This window comes from Lysinibacillus sp. FSL K6-4013, from assembly GCF_038630435.1.
GTDB lineage: Bacteria > Bacillota > Bacilli > Bacillales_A > Planococcaceae > Lysinibacillus > Lysinibacillus boronitolerans.
On the sequence record NZ_CP152031.1, the window covers coordinates 3,207,854 to 3,226,533 of the forward strand.

An 18,680-nucleotide genomic window follows, 5' to 3' on the forward strand; every position below is an offset into this window, starting at 1 on the left:
TACCTCCTTTCTTTCAAGTAAAGTTAATCCGATGTTGATATTTGGCAATCATTTTCTCATTATGCGTCCAATCGGAATCAACATTATTGCTGACAAATATCGGTAACTCTATGGAGGACTTTGCTAACGTTTCTATGATTTCACTGAATAAAGCATTTAATAGTAATGAGCCAATAACAGTGGATGCTGGCGCATACTGCATCTCATGTATATTTAGTACACCATCGCCAATCGGTATATGGGTATTGATGACGAAATCTACCACATCTTCTAGCCGTAGCCCACTGTGATGCCGTGTAGACTGTTCCTTATAGAGGAGTGACTGGAGGGATAGCACAAATATCCCTGAGTCCTTTGCTAATAAAGCGACGTCAATAGGTGCTGCATTTCTCCCTGAGGTTGAAATGACGATGCAAACATCATTTTCACGAAAGTCAAACTGTTCCTTATGCTGTTCAATAATAGTTGGATCTTTTTCATTGATTGAAGAAGCTAATGCTCCAGCATGTAAAGCTAAAGGTTCAATAAATATAGGACGTACGGGTACTAAACCACCTGCTCGATAAAATGCCTCCTGTGCCAATAGCTGTGAATGACCACAACCAAATAATTGAATTATCCCACCTTTTTGGAGACGTTGGACAATGAGTTGTGCCGCCTCACCTATATGTGATGCCTCCTGCTCCTTCACAATCTGGATAAGCTTTTCGATTTCAGAAAAATATGCATGCATAAAATCACCTTTTAATTTCACTTATGAATTTATAACGATCAGCTCGATACGTACTGCGTACAAGCTCAAAGGGCTTACCATCTGATAAATAACTTGTACGTTTAATAATTAAAACTGGTGCTGTTTGATTAATTTGTAGAAACTTACTATCCTCTTTCGATACGATGGCTGCCTCCATCTGTTGTACCGCATTTCCAATTTTTTGATGGAACTTTGCTTCGATTAAGGCATAAAGCGAACCCATTATTTGCTTTTCATCCAACTCTGGATAAATTTTAACTGGGATATATGTTCTTTCGATTGCCATTGGTTGCGCATCTGCATTTCTTATGCGCACTACAAAAAATACTTCTTCACCAGGCTCTATCATTAAATCTCTTGCAATATCCACTGGTGGTATGATTTTCTCAAATCGTAATACCTTACTGCTTGGTTCCATTCCTCTTGCTCGCATATCTTCCGTGAAACTCGTTAAGCCTTTTAACGGTTGCTCTAATTTTGGATTTGCAACATATGTACCTCTCCCTTTTTCTCGATATAATAGACCACTATTTACTAGATTGGTAATGGATTGACGAACAGTCATTCTACTTACATCAAATTGTGCAGAAAGTTCTCGTTCTGATGGGATGGTCTCACCAATTCTGTATTCTTCTAAATAAATTCGTTGTTTAATAATCTCTTCTATTTGTATATAAATAGGTATATGAGAATTTTTCTCTAACAATTCTTGCACCTTCCTTATCGCCTTTATGATTTCTCAATACAACTTTACCTCTTCAGATCGCTTTTTGTATATCGCATTGTTGATTAAGTAAAGCTCAATTATGTCCACTAACAACATCTGCATGACAGTGTGAAAAGGACATATTTACATCCTCGCTTGTTGTATGCTAATGATGGCATGCTGAACGCCCCTCTATCATTGTAGCATCTGCGTTCAATCGTTGTACCCATTATGTTCTCTACTGACAAATCATCGACTCGTAATATTGATACAATTTACTTTCTCTTAAACAGTTACTTCCGCATCCATAATTAAAACGCTTTCAAAAAAGTTCATCCAAGGATTATCCACCTAAAGGATAACCATAACTTAGAAGATTATTAATCTTTAGAACAGATAGCCTCTTCATAAAGGTATAGTTGTCTATACCAATTATATGATGCTTCATCAGAAATAAAAAGTAATCTTTTGTATTTTCTAAATATTTATTTAAAATTCTATACTCGTTCTTAGCAACCTTGATCCTGTTTAATTTGATATAAAAAAGGAGCTATGATAAGCTCCTTTCAATCCTATGTATAGGACGAATCCCAATTGTGCCGTAATGCCAAGAAACATTCGTTTTGAACCCGCAATTCGCAGGTGGGTGCCCGCTTTGCAACTTTAAACGTCCCGCTCCGTTAGGGGCATGTTTGCGACTACAAAATGAAGGCTCCCGATTCTATAATGTTCGGTCAAAACTGTGAAGTAGAGTTAGCAGTTAGACAAACACATCAGGATTCGTATTACAGTTATCATACCACCACTTTTCTGATAATTCAAACGATTTTCTCTAATAATCTATAATTTCTTAAGAAAACGCAAAAAATACCTAGATTCCCAACAGTATTTGCTAGGAAGTCCAGGTATTTTGTATTACACATTATTTTCTAAATGGTTTGATGGCCAGGCTTAATTCACTTAGTTGCTCAGGAGATACTTCACTTGGTGCTTCTGTCATCAAGCAGCTTGCACTAGCTGTTTTCGGGAATGCAATTGTATCACGTAAATTAGTACGACCTGCTAATAGCATGACGAAGCGATCAAGACCAAATGCAAGACCTGCATGTGGTGGTACGCCGTATTCAAACGCTTCTAATAGGAAGCCGAATTGTGCTTGTGCTTCTTCTTCTGAGAAGCCAAGTAATTCAAACATTTTCTCTTGTAGGTCACGTTCGTAAATACGTAATGAACCACCACCAAGTTCGTAGCCGTTTAAAACGATATCATATGCTTGTGCACGTACTGCTGCAGGATCTGTGTCCATTAACGCTATATCTTCATCAAACGGACGTGTGAATGGATGATGTGCTGCATAGTAGCGTCCATCTTCCTCAGAGTATTCGAATAACGGCCAGTCAGTAATCCAAAGGAAGGCAAATTGTGATTCATCGATTAGATTTAAATCTTGTCCTAATTTCGTACGTAGAGCACCTAAAGAAGCTGCTACAACAGCGGCTTTATCTGCTACAAATACTAGAATATCGCCAACTTCCGCTCCCATACGCTCGATTAAGGCTGCAGCTAATGCTTCATCAAAGAATTTAGCGATTGGACCATTTAAGCCTTCTTCTGTTACCTTTAACCAAGCAAGACCTTTTGCTCCATAAATCCCAACGAATTTTGTTAACTCGTCCATGTCTTTACGAGAATATTTGTCAGCTGCACCTTTAATATTGATACTTTTCACTTGTTTTCCTTGTGCAACCGTATCCGCAAATACTTTGAAGTTACAGCCTTCAAAAATATCATTTAACGCCACTAGCTCTAATCCAAAACGTACATCTGGCTTATCTGAACCATAACGATCCATCGCTTCTTGATATTTCATGCGCTGGAACGGTGCAGGAATGTCGATTCCTTTTACTTCTTTCATAACCGCTTGAATCAAGCGCTCGTTCATTTCTAATACTTCTTCTTGTGTTAAGAAGCTCGTTTCAATGTCCACCTGTGTAAACTCTGGTTGACGGTCAGCACGTAAATCCTCGTCACGGAAGCAACGCGCAATTTGGAAGTACTTTTCAAAACCAGCAACCATTAATAATTGTTTAAATAATTGAGGTGACTGTGGTAAAGCGTAAAATTCACCTTCATGAACACGTGAAGGGACTAAATAGTCACGAGCACCCTCTGGCGTTGATTTTGTTAAAATTGGTGTTTCAACTTCTAAGAATCCTTCATTTTGTAGGAAGTTACGAATTGTACGTGTGACATCAGAACGCATTTTGAAAGTATCGAACATAACGGGACGACGTAAGTCTAGATAACGATATTTTAAACGTAAATCTTCTGATACATCTGTACGATCTTCGATTTGGAATGGCGTTGTTTTTGCCGTATTAATTACGACTAATTTTGTTGCTTCCACTTCAATTTTACCGTTTGGTACATTCGGGTTGATTTGATCTTCTGTACGAAGGATGACAGTGCCTTCCACTTCGATCACATATTCACTACGCACTTTATCCGCTAATGCATGTGCTTCTGCAACGTCTGGACTAAAAACAACTTGCGTAATACCTGTACGGTCACGCAAATCAATGAAAATTAAACCACCAAGGTCACGACGACGCTGTACCCAACCTTTTAATACGACTTTTTCGCCTTGTAACGCTTCTGAAAGCTCGTTACTCGCATGTGTTCTTGTAGCCATTGTTAAATTCCTCCAAAATATCTTCAATTTATGTAGCATTTCACTAGGAATGCCCTCTGTCTGATTTATGCCTGTTGTGTTAAATAGTTCACTAGCTCTGAGAATGCCACTTTGTGCTGCTCCCCAGATTCCATATGTTTGACAGCTGCTGCCTGCTCTTCAAGTTCCGTTTCACCAAGAACAAGGGTATATTTTGCACCTAGACGATCCGCTGATTTCATTTGAGCCTTCATTTTACGGTCTAAATAATCCATCTCTGTCGCAAGTCCCTTCGCTCGGAAAGTGCTTGTCAGCTCAACAGCCTTTTGCTTCGCCTCATCGCCCATTGCAATAATGTAAACATCTAGCCCTGAAGCTGTGTCTAATTCAACACCCTCTGCTTCAAGTGCCAGCAACAAACGTTCAATACTTAATGCAAAACCTATACCTGGTACATCAGGACCGCCAATTTCTTGCACTAATCCATTGTAGCGTCCACCACCACATAATGTTGTAATCGCTCCAAAGCCTGATGCTGTGGACATAATTTCAAATGTTGTGTGATTATAATAATCAAGTCCTCGCACGAGATTTGGATCAACCTCGTATGAAATAGCCAATGTATCTAAGTACGTTTTCACTTGAGCAAAATAAGCAGCTGATTCTTCTGTTAAGAAATCAGTTAACGCTGGAGCCGTTTGCATTAACGGATGCTCACGATCTACCTTACAATCTAAAATGCGCAATGGATTTTTTTGCAAACGATTTTGACAGTCTGAGCAAAACTCATGAATATGTGGCTCAAAATGCTGTAATAAAGCAGTACGATGTGTATCACGTGTTTCTTTGTCGCCAAGTGAATTAATCACTAATTTTAAATCCTTTAAACCAGCTGATTCATAGACGTCCATAGCAAGAGCAATGACTTCTGCATCAATCGCAGGATCTGCTGAACCAATTGCTTCTACTCCAAACTGTACAAATTGACGATAACGACCCGCTTGTTGACGCTCATACCGGAACATTGGTCCTAAGTAAGAAAGCTTAACTGGCTGATCTGGAGCACCAAACATTTTATGCTCCACATAGGCACGTACGACACCAGCCGTATTTTCTGGACGTAGTGTTAATGAACGCCCTCCACGATCTTCAAATGTATACATTTCCTTTTGTACAACATCAGTTGTTTCCCCAACCCCACGTGCAAATAGATCCGTTTGCTCGAAAATTGGTGTGCGAATTTCGTTATAGCGATAAACACGACAAATATCACGAATAATCGCTTCAACCTTTTGCCATTTTTCAGATTGACCTGGCAAAATATCTTGTGTCCCTCGTGGCACTTTAAAACTCATGTAATTCCCTCCTATATTGATTGCTTATGATAGAGCAGCTGTTGTACCACTTTGAGCGAATGCATGCTTTGATTGAGCGGATTTCTGGCCGTTCTGAGCGGGTTACAACCTCTGATGAGCGCTTTTCACACTAGTTGGAGCGCCTTCCCCTCTTCTCTGAGCAAAAACAGCAATCCCTCGAAAAACTCATTACTTTTTGGGCAACAAAAAAAGCCCTCGTCACCTTGCTAATGCAAGGGACGAGAGCTGTATAAGCTTCCGCGGTTCCACCCTAGTTGACACAAAATAATTACATGTGTCCTCCTCTTAATCGGATAACGGCCGATTCCGTTTTTTCCTACTAGGCACTGCTTTTCAGAAAAAAGCCTCTCAAGTGTTATTCACGTGATACATTTTTGTAGGAAAGATTGCAGCCTAAGTCTTTCCCTCTCTTTTCCAATAGTGGTATACGCTACTTGCTTGGTCATAAGCGATTAATCATTTTTCGATTACCCTTTATGTTAGTCACTAGCTAAAGCAATGTCAACTATTTTTGTATTTTTCACCCGTCTATCTTGAAAATAACTAATTCTGTTACCATTTTACCACGAATTTTATGATAAAAGCATGGTAAAATAGCACAAGGAATAGGAGGAATCTGATGAGGACAAAAATTTTACATAGTATAATCATCTTCGTACTAATGGTAACGATGGCGATTCCAAATAAGAACTTTGTTCAAAGAGCTTCCGCTGACACCAGTGATCTAAAAGTCGCTGGAACGATTCTTCATTTGCGTGAGGGTCCTGGATTGTCTTATCCCATTATTACGACTTTAGAAGAAGGTGACCCTTTAACCTCAATCGGTCGAGAAGGTGATTGGTACCAAGTCAAAGCAGGTAATTACGAAGGATGGGTTGCCTCTTGGCTGACAGCACCTACTAATGCTAAACAAGTGATCGACAAAACCGTCATTTCACAAGTTGACCGTTTAAATATTCGAACAGAACCAGATATCTCTTCAGCTGTTCTTGGTCAACTTTCTACAGGTAACCAAGCAAACCTCGTTGAAGAAAATGGAGAATGGGCAAAAATCGATTGGAATGGACTAACAGGATGGGTGTCGAAGGATTATGTCACGATCAACGATAACCCAAAAAAAGAAACGGAACCCAAGGAAGATGCTGTAGAAGTAACTACTACAACCACGGCATCCGCTAATAAAGATGCAACCTTCACCATTTTAGTGGATACCCTTAATGTTCGTAAGAAGCCAGATTTGAACGCTAAAAAAATCGGCACCGCAACAAAAGGACAAGCCTTTAAAGTACTCGCACATGAGCATAATTGGGTACAAATTCAGTACAATGATAAAAAAGTTGGTTGGGTCTATAGTTTTTACGGTACATTCTCCAATAAAGTAAAAAGTACCTCAAAAACATCATCTTCCAAAGAGTTAGAGTCTGTTACGATTATCTATAATGGGACAAACCTACGAACGGATGCCTCAACAGCAGCAGAGGTGGTTGAACGTGTAGATGCTGGTGGAAATTACCCGATAGTAGGCGTTAAAAATGATTTTTATGAAATACAAATAGACGACGAAAAAACAGCCTTTGTCGCGAACTGGGTGGTCACAACAAGTTCCAATAAAGCGACAAATCCACAGAAAGAAATAGAAGAACCCCGTAAAAAAGGTACTTTAAGTGGATTAACGATCGTTGTTGATGCTGGTCATGGTGGAAATGACCATGGTACAACTGGTCAACGTGGTACTGAGGAAAAGGGCATAACTTTAAAAACGGCCACTTTGCTAGCTTCCAAGCTAAGTGCTGCTGGCGCAAACGTTGTCATGACAAGAGAATCGGATGAATATGTGGCATTGCGTAAGCGTGTATCGATTGCCCATCAATATGAGGCAGATGCCTTTATTAGCCTTCATTACGATGCAACAGATGATAGCTCCATTAACGGCTTCACGTCCTATTATATGAATAGCAATCAAAAAGGGCTTGCTGAAGCAATTCATGACGGCCTTTCCAGTAAACTAGATTTAAGAGACCGTGGTACACAACAAGGGAATTATTTAGTATTACGAGAAAATCGTCAAAAGGCCGTCCTTATTGAGTTAGGCTTTTTAAGTAATTCAAGTGAGGAGCGCGTTATTACAACAGCTAAATTCCGTGAACAAGCGACTCTTGGTATTTATCAGGGAATTCTCAACTACTTTAATGAACAAGATGAATAAGCAAAACATACTAACATTAGTAGTACAAACCAAGGCCATGGTTTGTGCTACTATTTTTTTATAGTAGAAGTGAAGAAAAGCCGACCAGCCTCTGGGACCATTTGTGAGTCCGTATATAAAACCGGCTACCTTCATGCCCTTATATGAATCAGCTTAGTATGTTGGGTCCTAAGAGATCGTGTATAAGAAAGTGGAATCGATAAGGTACTGTGAAGGCTTCTATGATTGGTCAAAAGGAGAAGAATGAGATGAAACATGTCATTGCGTTAGATGTCAGTAAAGGAAAAAGTACCGTTACGATTTATAATAGTCATCGCCAATGCGAGTTTGAAGGTGTGCTACATCATACACGGGATGATTTTGAGAGGTTACACGAACGAATGGAAGAGATGACAAAGCAAGATGGACAAGCGCCAGATATCGTATTTGAAGCAACAGGCATCTATTCAAAACCTGTCGAAGCTTTTTTCAAAGATTACGGCTATGCATACTGTCGCATGAATCCACTTGAAGCGAATTTACAGATGGCAACGATGCGTCGCAATAAAACCGATATCAGTGATGCCCATGAACTCGCAAGAACACATTTCAAAATGGAACGCGAAATAACGTACATACAAGACGATTATTATGAACAGATGCGTGCATTGACTCGTTATTACGATGAAATTGACGAAGAAATCATTTTACTCAAAAGTAGAATGCATGCCATTTTACAGCTGAGTTTTCCAGAATTAGAAAAGTTGATTACACCGAATTCAGCACTATTTTTAAATATTGTACAACTATATCCGCACCCCGCACTTTTACAGGCCCATTCAAAAACGATTATTAAAAATCGTTTAAAGGTCAATACGCGAAAAAACCTATCGCTAATGCGTGCGGAGGCTAAAGCTATTACATTATTAGAAGCAGCTGAAAATAGTTACCCAGCGATTAAATCCACAGATATTCGTTGTGATCAAGCACGAGATTACGCAGCTCGCATTGCGGATTTACTAGAGAAGAAAGCAACGCTTGTGAAACAGATGGTGGAATTGTCAGAAGGACGAAAAGAATATCTAGTATTGCGTTCGATTCCTGGGATTGGCGATTCAACGGCGTGCCGATTAATTGGAGAGATTGGTGACATCCGCCGCTTTCAAAACGCGAAACAACTGAACGCTTACGCAGGCATTGATATTATGCGGTACCAGTCTGGGAATACGCAATATCGAGACAGGATTAATAAACGAGGAAACAAACATTTACGGAAGATTTTATTTTTTATGGTATGCGCCATGCTTATGGCAAAAGGAAAACCAAATCATTTTGTGGACTATTACTATAAATTAAAAAAGCAACCTCAGAGGAAGCCTCATAAGGTTGCGATCATCGCCTGCATCAACAAGTTTCTGAAAGTGACATTTCAGTTACTGACGCGTGGCATTCTTTACGATTATGAGTCCGCACTACCAGCTCAGAAATCGTAATCACCTATATAGAACTATATCATAATGACCTTTCGAAAAAAATAAAAATCGTCAGGTCTTTTTGGCGTATCTAAAAAATGAGTGTGAAGTGGTGAGAGATATCCTTCACTACTTCACACTCATAAAAATAGAAATTATTCTCTAGATAAGGTTGACTAATCGTAAGAAAAAGAGGCTGGGACATAACTAGCTTCAAATTGAAAGCCGATGAAATTTTACTGATCGTAAAATTTCACCGGCTTTTTAGTTTAGAGATGGGTTTTGTCCCAGCCCCTTTTTCATATTTAAGATATTCCTAATGCTACCGCAGCAATTAGCGCCAGACAGGCAATCACTGCCCACCCAAGAATCATCTTCCAGATAAACTTAATCCACTTTTCATAAGGGATACCTGCAACAGCTAAATACGCCATTAATGCAGACGAGGTAGGAATAATAGAGTTCGTTAAGGAATCTCCATATTGGAAGGCTAAAACAGCCACTTGTCGCTCTAATCCTAATAAATCAGTGATTGGAATCATAATCGGCATTGTTGCTGCTGCCTGTCCACTACCAGATGAAATAAATAAATTTAAAAGAGCTTGTATAAATAACATACCGATTGCACTAATAGCATGTGGCAAATGTCCAATTGTTTCTGAGGCTGCATAAACGATTGTATCAATAATTTTCCCCTGCTCTAAAACAACCGTAATAGCACGGGCAAAACCTACAATTAAAGCACCAAATGTTACAGCCTTGGCTCCCTCAATAAAGGAATCAAAGATAGTAGCAGGTTTTAAACCACCAATTAATCCTGCAACTAATCCCATAATTAAAAAGGATGCCGTTAGCTGCGTTAAGAACCAGCCCCAATTAAAGACACCATAAATATTAAAGCCAATTCCACAAGCCATGACAATAAATACAAATTTATGCTTTCCAGTTAATGTAGGAATGTCAATCGCAGAAACATTGGATTTAGCTTTTTGCTCAATATCATAAATGACACTTGCCTGTGGGTTCTTTTTCACCTTAAAAGCATAGCGAGATACATAGAAAATAGCAAAACCTAATACAAAAACATAGACAACAGCACGGAAGCCAATCCCTGAGAATAATGGTACATCAGCTAATGATTGTGCAACACCTACCGTAAAGGGATTAAGCATTCCTCCGAAAAATCCACTGGCGGCACCAAGTGTAATCATAGCTGTTCCTGTTACAGCATCAAAGCCCATCGCACGTGCAATGGCCACACCAATCGGTACGAAAATAATTGTTTCTTCCGCCATCCCCATTGTAAAACCACCAACAGAGAATAAAATCATCGATAAAGGAATCAGTAATTTCTCTCTGCCCTCTAAAGCTTTTACTCCTTTATAGACACCTGCCTCAATAGCACCTGTAGAACGAATAATACCAAAAACACCACTGACTAAAAAAATGTAGAAAATAATTTGAGCCCCTTTTTCGAGACCCATTGGAATCGCTGTAAACATTTCAAAAAAGGAAACTGGTTCACTCTCAATATGATGATAGCTTCCATCTACAACGAGCATTCGCCCTTCTTCATCCTCTACACGTTCAAACTCACCCGCTGGTATGATATAGCTTGCAATACCTGCTAAAAAAATAATAGCAAAAATAATCGTATATGTATGAGGTACTTTCAACCAGCTTTTCTTCTTTACCCCCTGCTCATTTTCCATTAAATCACGCTCCTTTTTCTGATTTAGACATTAGCAGTATATTGTCGCTATTTGTCGCTAATTGAAAATAAATATACATGAGTTTAAATTTATTGTAAAGTATTAATTTTCTATTATTTCAGAAAGCACACGCTGCCGTTCCTTATTAAACCTCTTATTCCTCTCCTACAAAAACGGAATGTTATATACACATAATCGATTACTAAAGTGCATTTCCATCGTCATATTTTGTTTTCTAAAATAATAATTATATCTTGATTTCACAAATTGTTTCTTATTAAGACAGAAGCAATGTGCAGTGGTGTTGGAGAAGTTAGAGTTGATATGATTGTCCTTCGATTTTTTAACCATGAACTTCAGGAGAAAAATCAATCATGAAAGGCATCAAAGGTTGTATGTAGGATGAAAAAATTGGAGGTTAGCTATCAATGAGGAATCAAATGATTTATTATTTTTAGAAAATAATATTCAACTGTTTTGATAATTTTTAGTTTCTGGAACTACATTTACTATTATGAGATTACTATTTGCAATAAACAGATAAAAAAAGAAAAAGAACCTTCTATCATTTATTATGATTTGAAGGCTCATATTTTTTCATTTTTTTGTAGTTTCCAATGTAACCCATACAATTTCCTCCATTCGAATGAAGAAAGGCGTACGATTCATCTCAAGAACCATATGGTCAGGTAGTATGGATAATAAAATACCTTGTTGAATATTTTTTGCTGTTTGCACCACTACTGCCTGACCAATCATCATGCTAAGAGTTTCGTATAAATATGGATTTGTTATACTTCTCGTCTGCGTCATGTTTAAGACACTCCTTCCTATAAAACTAACCATACTCTTTAGTATATGAAGGAATTATAGGAAATGTTCCATTATTTTGACTCTAGAAGAATTGTGACTGGACCATCATTAATTAGTGCTACATCCATCATTGCACCAAAAATACCTGTTTCCACATGTAAGCCATGCTCGCGTAATGCCTGATTAAAAGCCTCCCACAGTGGCTCAGCTGCTTCTGGTCTAGCTGCGTTGATAAAACTTGGACGATTCCCCTTTTTTGCATCCCCATACAACGTAAATTGTGAGACGGATAAAATAGCGCCCCCATGCTCTAAGATCGAATGATTCATTTTTCCATCTGCATCTTCCCAAAGACGTAAGTTAGCTACTTTTTTTGCTAAATAGGCAACATCCTCTTGTGTGTCTTCATGTGTAATTCCCACTAAAAGAACATAGCCATGATCAATTGCTCCTGTAACCGTTCCGTCCACTGTTACAGAGGCAGCTTTACTGCGCTGTAATACTACTTTCATGTACTAAACCCCAATTCTATATTGCCTATCAATTAGTTAATGACACGCTGCACCGAATAAATATCAGGTGTTTGTTTAATTCGCTCAACAACTTTATGCAAATGTGAAATATTTGAAATAGAAATTGTTAAATGAATTGTTGCCATTTTATCACGGTCAGCACGACCACTTACTGCTAAAATATTTGTTTTCGTTTCACTAACAATTTGCATGATTTCATTTAAAATGCCAGGTCTGTCAAAGGCTGAAACTTCAATATCAACAGGGTATTCCTTTTTCTCAGGAATGACACCATGCTCCCATTCCACTTCAATTAAGCGCTCCTGCTCATCCTCAATTTGAATATTTGGACAGTCCTCACGATGGACAGAAACACCTCTACCCTTCGTAATAAAGCCTACAATATCATCGCCAGGAACGGGCGTACAGCAGCGAGAAAGTCGAATGAGCATATTATCAATACCCTTTACAATAACGCCCGATTCCGTACGTTTTTGTGGAATTGGATTTTTCATTTTTTGTTCGATTTTTTCTAGTGCTTCTTCCTGCTCACGTTCTTTACGACGTTTTTCAGCTAAACGATTCACAACCTGCTGTGCAGTAATCCCATTCACACCAACTGCCGCATACAAATCTTCTTCATTCGTATAGTTAAATTTGTCGCATACCCGTTTTAGGTTTTCAGAGGACAGCGTTTCCTTTAAATCGAAATCCTGAGCACGGATTTCTTTTTCAATCATTTCTTTACCTTTGACAATATTTTCTTCACGCAGGTGTCGTTTAAAGAATTGCTTTATCTTATTCTTTGCCTGCGAGGATTGAGCTATTTTTAGCCAATCGCGACTCGGACCAAAGGATTGTTTCGAAGTTAAAATTTCAATGATATCACCCGTTTTTAATGGCGTATCAAGCGGTACCATCTTCCCATTAATTTTCGCTCCAATCGTACGATTTCCCACTTCGGAATGAACGCGATAGGCAAAATCAATAGGAACAGAACCTGCTGGCAGTTCAATGACATCGCCTTCAGGTGTAAAGACATAAACCATATCAGAGAATAAATCAAATTTTAAGGATTCCATAAATTCCTCTGCGTTGGAAGATTCATTTTGGAACTCTAAAATTTCACGGAACCACGTTAATTTTTGATCGACATTCTGCTTTTGATGATCGACGTTTTTGCCTTCTTTATACGCCCAGTGCGCCGCAATCCCGTACTCTGCAATTTTGTGCATTTCCTTTGTACGAATCTGTACCTCCAACGGGTCACCATAAGGCCCAATAACAGTCGTATGTAGAGACTGGTACAGGTTTTGTTTTGGCATAGCAATATAGTCTTTAAAGCGTCCTGGCATTGGTTTCCATAGTGTATGCACGATTCCTAATACGGCATAGCAATCTTTAATACTATCGACAAGAACACGAATGGCTAATAAATCATAAATTTCATTAAACTGTTTCTTTTGTAACACCATTTTTCGATAGATACTGTAAATATGCTTTGGTCGACCATAGACATCTGCGTCAATTTCAACCTCATTCAGTTGTGATTTCATCTCAGCCATCACATTTTCTAAATAAGCTTCACGTTCATCACGTTTTTTCTTCATCAGACTGACAATACGATAATATTGTTGTGGGTTTAAATAGCGCAGTGCTGTATCTTCAAGCTCCCATTTTACAGTCGAAATTCCAAGACGATGAGCAAGTGGTGCAAAAATCTCGAGCGTCTCTTTCGAAATGCGTCGTTGCTTCTCAGCAGGTAAATGCTTTAACGTACGCATATTATGAAGACGGTCTGCTAGCTTAATGAGAATAACACGGATATCTTGCGCCATAGCCACAAACATTTTTCGATGATTTTCTGCCTGCTGCGCCTCTTTTGATAAATATTTAATTTTCCCTAGTTTGGTAACACCATCAACAAGTACGGCTACCTCTTCGCCAAATTCACGTACCAAATCATCCCGCGTAAAATCCGTATCTTCGACAACATCATGTAAAAAACCTGCTGCTACAGTTTCCGGGTCCATTTGTAATTCAGCTAGAATACCTGCTACTTGTACTGGGTGAATAATATACGGTTCACCAGAGCTACGGAATTGCTCAATATGGGCATCCCTTGCTAATTCATATGCTTTTTTCACGAATGCGACATTTTCATCATTCATGTAGGATTTGACTAACTCAAAAACGTCCTCAGGAGTCAAAATTTGCTCTTTCGCCATAACATGTCCACCTTGCTCGTCAAATTTTTCAGATTAGATATAAACTTAATTGTATAAAATATTGTGGCCTATTGTAAAGAGACTGTATCATTTAGTTTAGTTAATCTCGTGAACAGATCGAAAAACGGAAAAAATATCCTTTTTTTTAATAAAAAAGACCCTTTGCGACTTCACGTCACAAAGAGTCCTTGTTTCGACAAATGGATTAGTGTAATTGATTGTAAGCTACAGCAATTTTCGCGCCGACAACTGCATTGTTTTTCACTAATGCAATGTTGGCATCAAGACTTTTACCTTCTGTTAATTCTTTAACTTTGCCAAGTAAGAATGGTGTAACGTTTTTACCTTGAATGCCATTCTCTTCTGCTTCAACTAAAGCTTTTTCAATAATGTTTGTAATAAATGCATGCTCTAATGCTTCCGCCTCAGGAATTGGATTTGCAATGACAGCGCCACCCTTTAAGCCTAATTGCCATTTCGCAGATAGCATTGCTGCAATTTCTTCTGGCGTATCTAACTGGAAGTTTACATCGAATCCACTTTGACGTGTGTAGAACGCTGGTAATTCATCCGTACCATAACCAACCACTGGCACACCTTTTGTTTCAAGATATTCTAATGTAAGACCGATGTCTAAAATAGATTTTGCACCTGCACAGATAACGGCAACATTTGTTTGAGCTAATTCTTCTAGGTCAGCAGAGACATCCATTGTTGTTTCTGCCCCGCGGTGTACACCACCAATACCACCTGTAACAAAGATTTCAATACCTGCAAGCTCTGCACAGATCATTGTCGCTGCAACTGTTGTAGCACCTAATTTTTTCGTTGCTAGTAAGTAGCCTAAGTCACGACGTGAAGCTTTTGCAACACCTTGAGCATTACCGAACATTTCTAGTTCTTCATCTGATAGACCAATTTTAATTTTTCCATCAATTAATGCAATTGTTGCTGGGACTGCACCATTATCGCGAATAATTTGCTCAACTTCACGCGCAGTTTGCACGTTTTGTGGGTATGGCATACCGTGTGAAATAATTGTTGATTCTAACGCAACGATTGGTAGACCTTTTGCTTGTCCTGCTTTTACTTCTTCTGATAATACGATGAATTCTTTCATGTTGTTATTCCTCCATTTCATTTTTCAACAAATCTACTGATAATTCAGGTCTTACTGTATAAGGAGATGCCAATGTATTTTTTGCATTGGTTAATCCAGCATCAATACATGTCTCAAAAGATTGTCCAGTCAGCCAGCTGTGAATGACAGCGCTAACAAAGGCATCTCCTGCTCCTGTCACATCTTCAATTTTGTCAATCACTTTAGCGGCAACATGACAAGGGGCAATCGTTGTAGATGCTGCATAAACGCCCTTGCTACCAGCCGTGATAATGACATGCTCCGCACCTAATTGTAGGAGCTGTTGTAAAGCTTTTTCATAATGGGTAGCGTTTTCAATTTTATGTCCAACAATCGTTTCCGCTTCATCTGTGTTACAAATAAACCAAGTTACGCCTTGTAATGTTTCAGGTAGTCGATTCATTTTTGGCGAAGATACTGGCACAATGACAAGTGGAATATCACGAGCAAGGGCTACTTGCTGGATATACGCCACTGTTTCTTTTGGACAGTTTAAATCCAAAATAAAACAGCCCGCGTTTACAAGCATTGTTTCATGTTTTTTCAACAAGCTCGGTAACAGAAGGTCGTAAACTTCCATATTTGCTACAGCTAGTGCTAGCTCACCCTGTTCATCCATGATGGCAGTATAAGAACCTGTGGAAGCCTCTGCAAGCTGCTCTACATAACGTAGATTCATAAAGGATTCCGAAGCCTCTTGGATCACTTGCCAATCAGCATCCTTACCTGCCGTTGTCAGTAACGTCACTTGGTGGTTTAATCTGCCTAAGTTTTCAGCAATATTTCGACCAACGCCACCTACACTAAAGGAAGAACTGGCAGGGTTAGATGTTCCAAATTGAACATTGCCCTTGACATGGAATTTGCGGTCTAAATTAGCTCCACCGATGCAAATAATTTCATTTTCTTCGGGTAATATATAAGCACGACCTACAATTTTTCCTTGCTTCGTTAAACTAGACACTAAATTAGCAAGCACAGGACGCGACAGATTCATTGCATCTGCCATTTCTTGCTGAGACATAAACGGATTCTGGCGAATTAAAGCAAGCACCGCCTGTTCTCTTTCATTCATAGCATCACCTTTTATTATATTTGTTTATATTATAAACTTTTGTTTGTGTTATGTCAAAAGATTCTTTATTAAAAAAGTTGAACCTCATCTTACTGAGGTTCAACTTTTTTTGTTTATGCTTGCTGAGGTGTTTGTTTTTTAACAATGATGACGAATAAACTGGCCATTGCACAAAACATTCCTGCAAGAAAAAAAGCCCATGTATAAGAGTTAAAAAATTTATAAATTAACCCTCCACCATACGCTGCAACCGCCGCTCCTGCTTGATGTGAAGCAAATATCCACCCATAGATAATACTGCTTTTTTGCATACCAAAAATTTGTCGTGTAATACTGATGGTTGGTGGCACTGTAGCAATCCAATCTAGTCCGTAAAAGATCGTGAAAATCGTTAATAAAACAAATGATCCTTGTGCAAGTGCATAAGGGAGCAATAATAGAGATGCGCCTCTTAACAGGTAATACCAAAACAATAACCACCGATTATCGAAGCGATCAGACAACCAGCCTGACGCAGTTGTACCTAATAAATTAAAAATGCCCATAAAAGAAAGGAATGATGCGGCAGTGACTAAAGGAACGCCAAAGCTAATACAATAAGAAACAAAATGAGTACCAATTAATCCGCTTGTCGATAGCCCACAAATAAAAAAGCTACCTGCTAAGAGCCAAAATGCTTTAACCTTAATCGCCTCAAATAAACCTTTAAAAGCCATAGCTATTGGATTCTTCTTTTGCTGTATTTGTTGTTCCTCTATAGCCTCCTCTTGTCCATAAGGAGTTAACCCCATATCCTGAGGTCTATTTTTTATAAAAAGCGCAATCATGAAAAACATTATGATACTAAGGAGTAGCATTAATGTGATAGCCCATCGCCAAGAATAGTGTTCAATAATGACAGCTAGAACTGGTAATAAAATTAACTGGCCCGTGGCTGTACTTGCCGTTAAAATACCAACCGCTAATCCTCTGCGTTTTACAAACCAATGATTCGCAACATATGGGCTAAGGACAGTTAAAAAAAGACTTGCTCCAAGACCAATAATGCCCCCCCAAATAACGATTAGCTGCCAGGATTCACTCATCAAAAATGTTAAAGTCATTCCTAATACTAAAGTTGCCATAGCACCTAGCATCATTTTCTTTAGGCCAATGACTTCAAGCAACGCAGCCATAAATGGTCCAGATATGCCATATAAAAACAAACTTACAGCAAAAGCTAAAGCAATGGTTGAACGATCCCAGTGAAATTCTTTTTCAAGAGGGTCGATAAACACGCCAGATGATGACATTGTAATTCCTGCGACAATTATCGAGAAAAATGTGACGATTAAAATAAACCAACTATAATGAACACGCTTCACCTCAACACCTTCTTTTCTTTGATAGACTACAAAACATGTATATACATGTTTAAGTCTACTTATTTCATTTATATGTATATACATGTATAATCATAGTAATCGTTCATAAAGCTGTCAAGAAGTAATTTCTAGTTATTGGGTGTATACTTATAATTAGTAGAATCCCCTTAAAGGAGTACTGTCGATGAAGAATCAACTTAAAAATATTGATTATACACAAATTTGTGTTTGTGCTAACCTTAGAAAAAAAACAAGGGTAGTCACACAATTATATGATAAGCTGCTACAGCCTACAGGTTTAAAAGTTACACAATATTCAATGCTTGCACATATCGACCTTCAACAAGCTGTCTCAATCAGCCGTTTAGGTGAAATTTTACAACTGGATCAAACCACTATAACACGTAATATTAATCTATTAAAGCAACATGGCTATGTTGAGTTAAAGCGAGATACCAATGATGCTCGTACCAAAAAAATAACGCTCACTGAAAAAGGTTTAGAAAAGCTGCATGAAGCAGCACCTATTTGGCAAGGCATTCAAGATAGAATTATCGAGGATATTGGAACCGAAAAATACGCAGATTTCTACGATACCTTGCGAACAATGCAAAAAATTATTCAAGCCTATGACGAAGTATAAAAAAAGCGCCCACAGTGTAGGGCGCTTT

The 18,680-nt window shown here is 38.6% G+C and carries 14 protein-coding genes, 1 other RNA gene and 1 other annotated feature; of the genes, 3 read left to right on the plus strand and 12 right to left on the minus strand.

The window, feature by feature from the left end; all coding sequences use genetic code 11:
* Window positions 1-13: 13 nt before the first annotated feature.
* The 5 genes from MHB39_RS15895 to hisS form a co-directional block, all read right to left on the minus strand.
* Window positions 14-733: an SIS domain-containing protein gene (locus tag MHB39_RS15895; RefSeq protein ID WP_258859808.1), complete on the minus strand. Its 720-nt coding sequence runs from the start codon at window positions 731-733 to the stop codon at window positions 14-16.
* A 4-nt stretch (window positions 734-737) separates the two neighbouring features.
* Window positions 738-1,460, minus strand: a complete 723-nt coding sequence (locus MHB39_RS15900) for a GntR family transcriptional regulator (RefSeq protein WP_016991628.1) — start codon at window positions 1,458-1,460, stop codon at window positions 738-740.
* 583 nt (window positions 1,461-2,043) lie between these two features.
* Window positions 2,044-2,243, minus strand: a non-coding RNA gene (gene ssrS, locus MHB39_RS15905) — 6S RNA.
* Window positions 2,244-2,382: 139 nt separating this feature from the next.
* On the minus strand, window positions 2,383-4,152 hold the full coding sequence (gene aspS, locus MHB39_RS15910; RefSeq protein ID WP_004226768.1) for an aspartate--tRNA ligase: 1,770 nt from the start codon (window positions 4,150-4,152) through the stop codon (window positions 2,383-2,385).
* Between the two features lie 65 nt (window positions 4,153-4,217).
* Window positions 4,218-5,486: a histidine--tRNA ligase gene (hisS, locus tag MHB39_RS15915; RefSeq protein ID WP_036076240.1), complete on the minus strand. Its 1,269-nt coding sequence runs from the start codon at window positions 5,484-5,486 to the stop codon at window positions 4,218-4,220.
* A gap of 232 nt (window positions 5,487-5,718) precedes the next feature.
* Window positions 5,719-5,962 (minus strand) — a binding site (T-box leader).
* A gap of 164 nt (window positions 5,963-6,126) precedes the next feature.
* Here hisS and MHB39_RS15920 point away from each other — a divergent pair.
* Both MHB39_RS15920 and MHB39_RS15925 read left to right on the plus strand, forming a co-directional pair.
* Window positions 6,127-7,713, plus strand: a complete 1,587-nt coding sequence (locus MHB39_RS15920) for an SH3 domain-containing protein (protein WP_036076239.1) — start codon at window positions 6,127-6,129, stop codon at window positions 7,711-7,713.
* A 248-nt stretch (window positions 7,714-7,961) separates the two neighbouring features.
* Entirely contained in the window at window positions 7,962-9,185 is a 1,224-nt protein-coding gene (locus tag MHB39_RS15925) for an IS110 family transposase (protein ID WP_258860335.1), read from the plus strand.
* Window positions 9,186-9,469: 284 nt separating this feature from the next.
* Here MHB39_RS15925 and MHB39_RS15930 read toward each other — a convergent pair whose 3' ends face one another.
* The 7 genes from MHB39_RS15930 to MHB39_RS15960 all read right to left on the minus strand — a co-directional run bounded on the left by MHB39_RS15930 (window position 9,470) and on the right by MHB39_RS15960 (window position 18,009).
* Window positions 9,470-10,876 (minus strand): AbgT family transporter, encoded by a 1,407-nt coding sequence (locus MHB39_RS15930; RefSeq protein ID WP_036075835.1) that lies wholly within the window; start codon window positions 10,874-10,876, stop codon window positions 9,470-9,472.
* A gap of 597 nt (window positions 10,877-11,473) precedes the next feature.
* Window positions 11,474-11,689 carry a DUF2642 domain-containing protein gene (locus MHB39_RS15935; RefSeq protein WP_016991632.1) on the minus strand — a complete coding sequence of 72 codons (216 nt, stop codon included), beginning with the start codon at window positions 11,687-11,689 and terminating at the stop codon, window positions 11,474-11,476.
* Window positions 11,690-11,760: 71 nt separating this feature from the next.
* Window positions 11,761-12,201: a D-aminoacyl-tRNA deacylase gene (dtd, locus tag MHB39_RS15940; protein ID WP_036075831.1), complete on the minus strand. Its 441-nt coding sequence runs from the start codon at window positions 12,199-12,201 to the stop codon at window positions 11,761-11,763.
* 32 nt (window positions 12,202-12,233) lie between these two features.
* Window positions 12,234-14,429 carry a bifunctional (p)ppGpp synthetase/guanosine-3',5'-bis(diphosphate) 3'-pyrophosphohydrolase gene (locus tag MHB39_RS15945; RefSeq protein ID WP_016991633.1) on the minus strand — a complete coding sequence of 732 codons (2,196 nt, stop codon included), beginning with the start codon at window positions 14,427-14,429 and terminating at the stop codon, window positions 12,234-12,236.
* Window positions 14,430-14,634: 205 nt separating this feature from the next.
* Entirely contained in the window at window positions 14,635-15,549 is a 915-nt protein-coding gene (locus tag MHB39_RS15950) for a pseudouridine-5'-phosphate glycosidase (RefSeq protein ID WP_009373752.1), read from the minus strand.
* A 4-nt stretch (window positions 15,550-15,553) separates the two neighbouring features.
* Window positions 15,554-16,645 (minus strand): carbohydrate kinase, encoded by a 1,092-nt coding sequence (locus MHB39_RS15955; protein ID WP_009373750.1) that lies wholly within the window; start codon window positions 16,643-16,645, stop codon window positions 15,554-15,556.
* A gap of 113 nt (window positions 16,646-16,758) precedes the next feature.
* Window positions 16,759-18,009: an MFS transporter gene (locus tag MHB39_RS15960; protein ID WP_342544514.1), complete on the minus strand. Its 1,251-nt coding sequence runs from the start codon at window positions 18,007-18,009 to the stop codon at window positions 16,759-16,761.
* Between the two features lie 184 nt (window positions 18,010-18,193).
* On the opposite strand from MHB39_RS15960, the gene MHB39_RS15965 reads away from it, so the two are divergent.
* Entirely contained in the window at window positions 18,194-18,652 is a 459-nt protein-coding gene (locus tag MHB39_RS15965; RefSeq protein WP_009373748.1) for a MarR family winged helix-turn-helix transcriptional regulator, read from the plus strand.
* Window positions 18,653-18,680 lie beyond the last annotated feature (28 nt).

Excerpts from the sequence above, each read along its gene's own strand:
- MHB39_RS15895 (WP_258859808.1), bottom strand. The coding sequence starts at position 733 with ATGCATGCATATTTTTCTGAAATCGAAAAGCTTATCCAGATTGTGAAG.
- aspS (WP_004226768.1), bottom strand. The coding sequence starts at position 4,152 with ATGGCTACAAGAACACATGCGAGTAACGAGCTTTCAGAAGCGTTACAA.
- hisS (WP_036076240.1), bottom strand. The coding sequence starts at position 5,486 with ATGAGTTTTAAAGTGCCACGAGGGACACAAGATATTTTGCCAGGTCAA.
- MHB39_RS15920 (WP_036076239.1), top strand. The coding sequence starts at position 6,127 with ATGAGGACAAAAATTTTACATAGTATAATCATCTTCGTACTAATGGTA.
- MHB39_RS15925 (WP_258860335.1), top strand. The coding sequence starts at position 7,962 with ATGAAACATGTCATTGCGTTAGATGTCAGTAAAGGAAAAAGTACCGTT.
- MHB39_RS15930 (WP_036075835.1), bottom strand. The coding sequence starts at position 10,876 with ATGGAAAATGAGCAGGGGGTAAAGAAGAAAAGCTGGTTGAAAGTACCT.
- MHB39_RS15935 (WP_016991632.1), bottom strand. The coding sequence starts at position 11,689 with ATGACGCAGACGAGAAGTATAACAAATCCATATTTATACGAAACTCTT.
- dtd (WP_036075831.1), bottom strand. The coding sequence starts at position 12,201 with ATGAAAGTAGTATTACAGCGCAGTAAAGCTGCCTCTGTAACAGTGGAC.
- MHB39_RS15945 (WP_016991633.1), bottom strand. The coding sequence starts at position 14,429 with ATGGCGAAAGAGCAAATTTTGACTCCTGAGGACGTTTTTGAGTTAGTC.
- MHB39_RS15950 (WP_009373752.1), bottom strand. The coding sequence starts at position 15,549 with ATGAAAGAATTCATCGTATTATCAGAAGAAGTAAAAGCAGGACAAGCA.
- MHB39_RS15955 (WP_009373750.1), bottom strand. The coding sequence starts at position 16,645 with ATGAATGAAAGAGAACAGGCGGTGCTTGCTTTAATTCGCCAGAATCCG.
- MHB39_RS15965 (WP_009373748.1), top strand. The coding sequence starts at position 18,194 with ATGAAGAATCAACTTAAAAATATTGATTATACACAAATTTGTGTTTGT.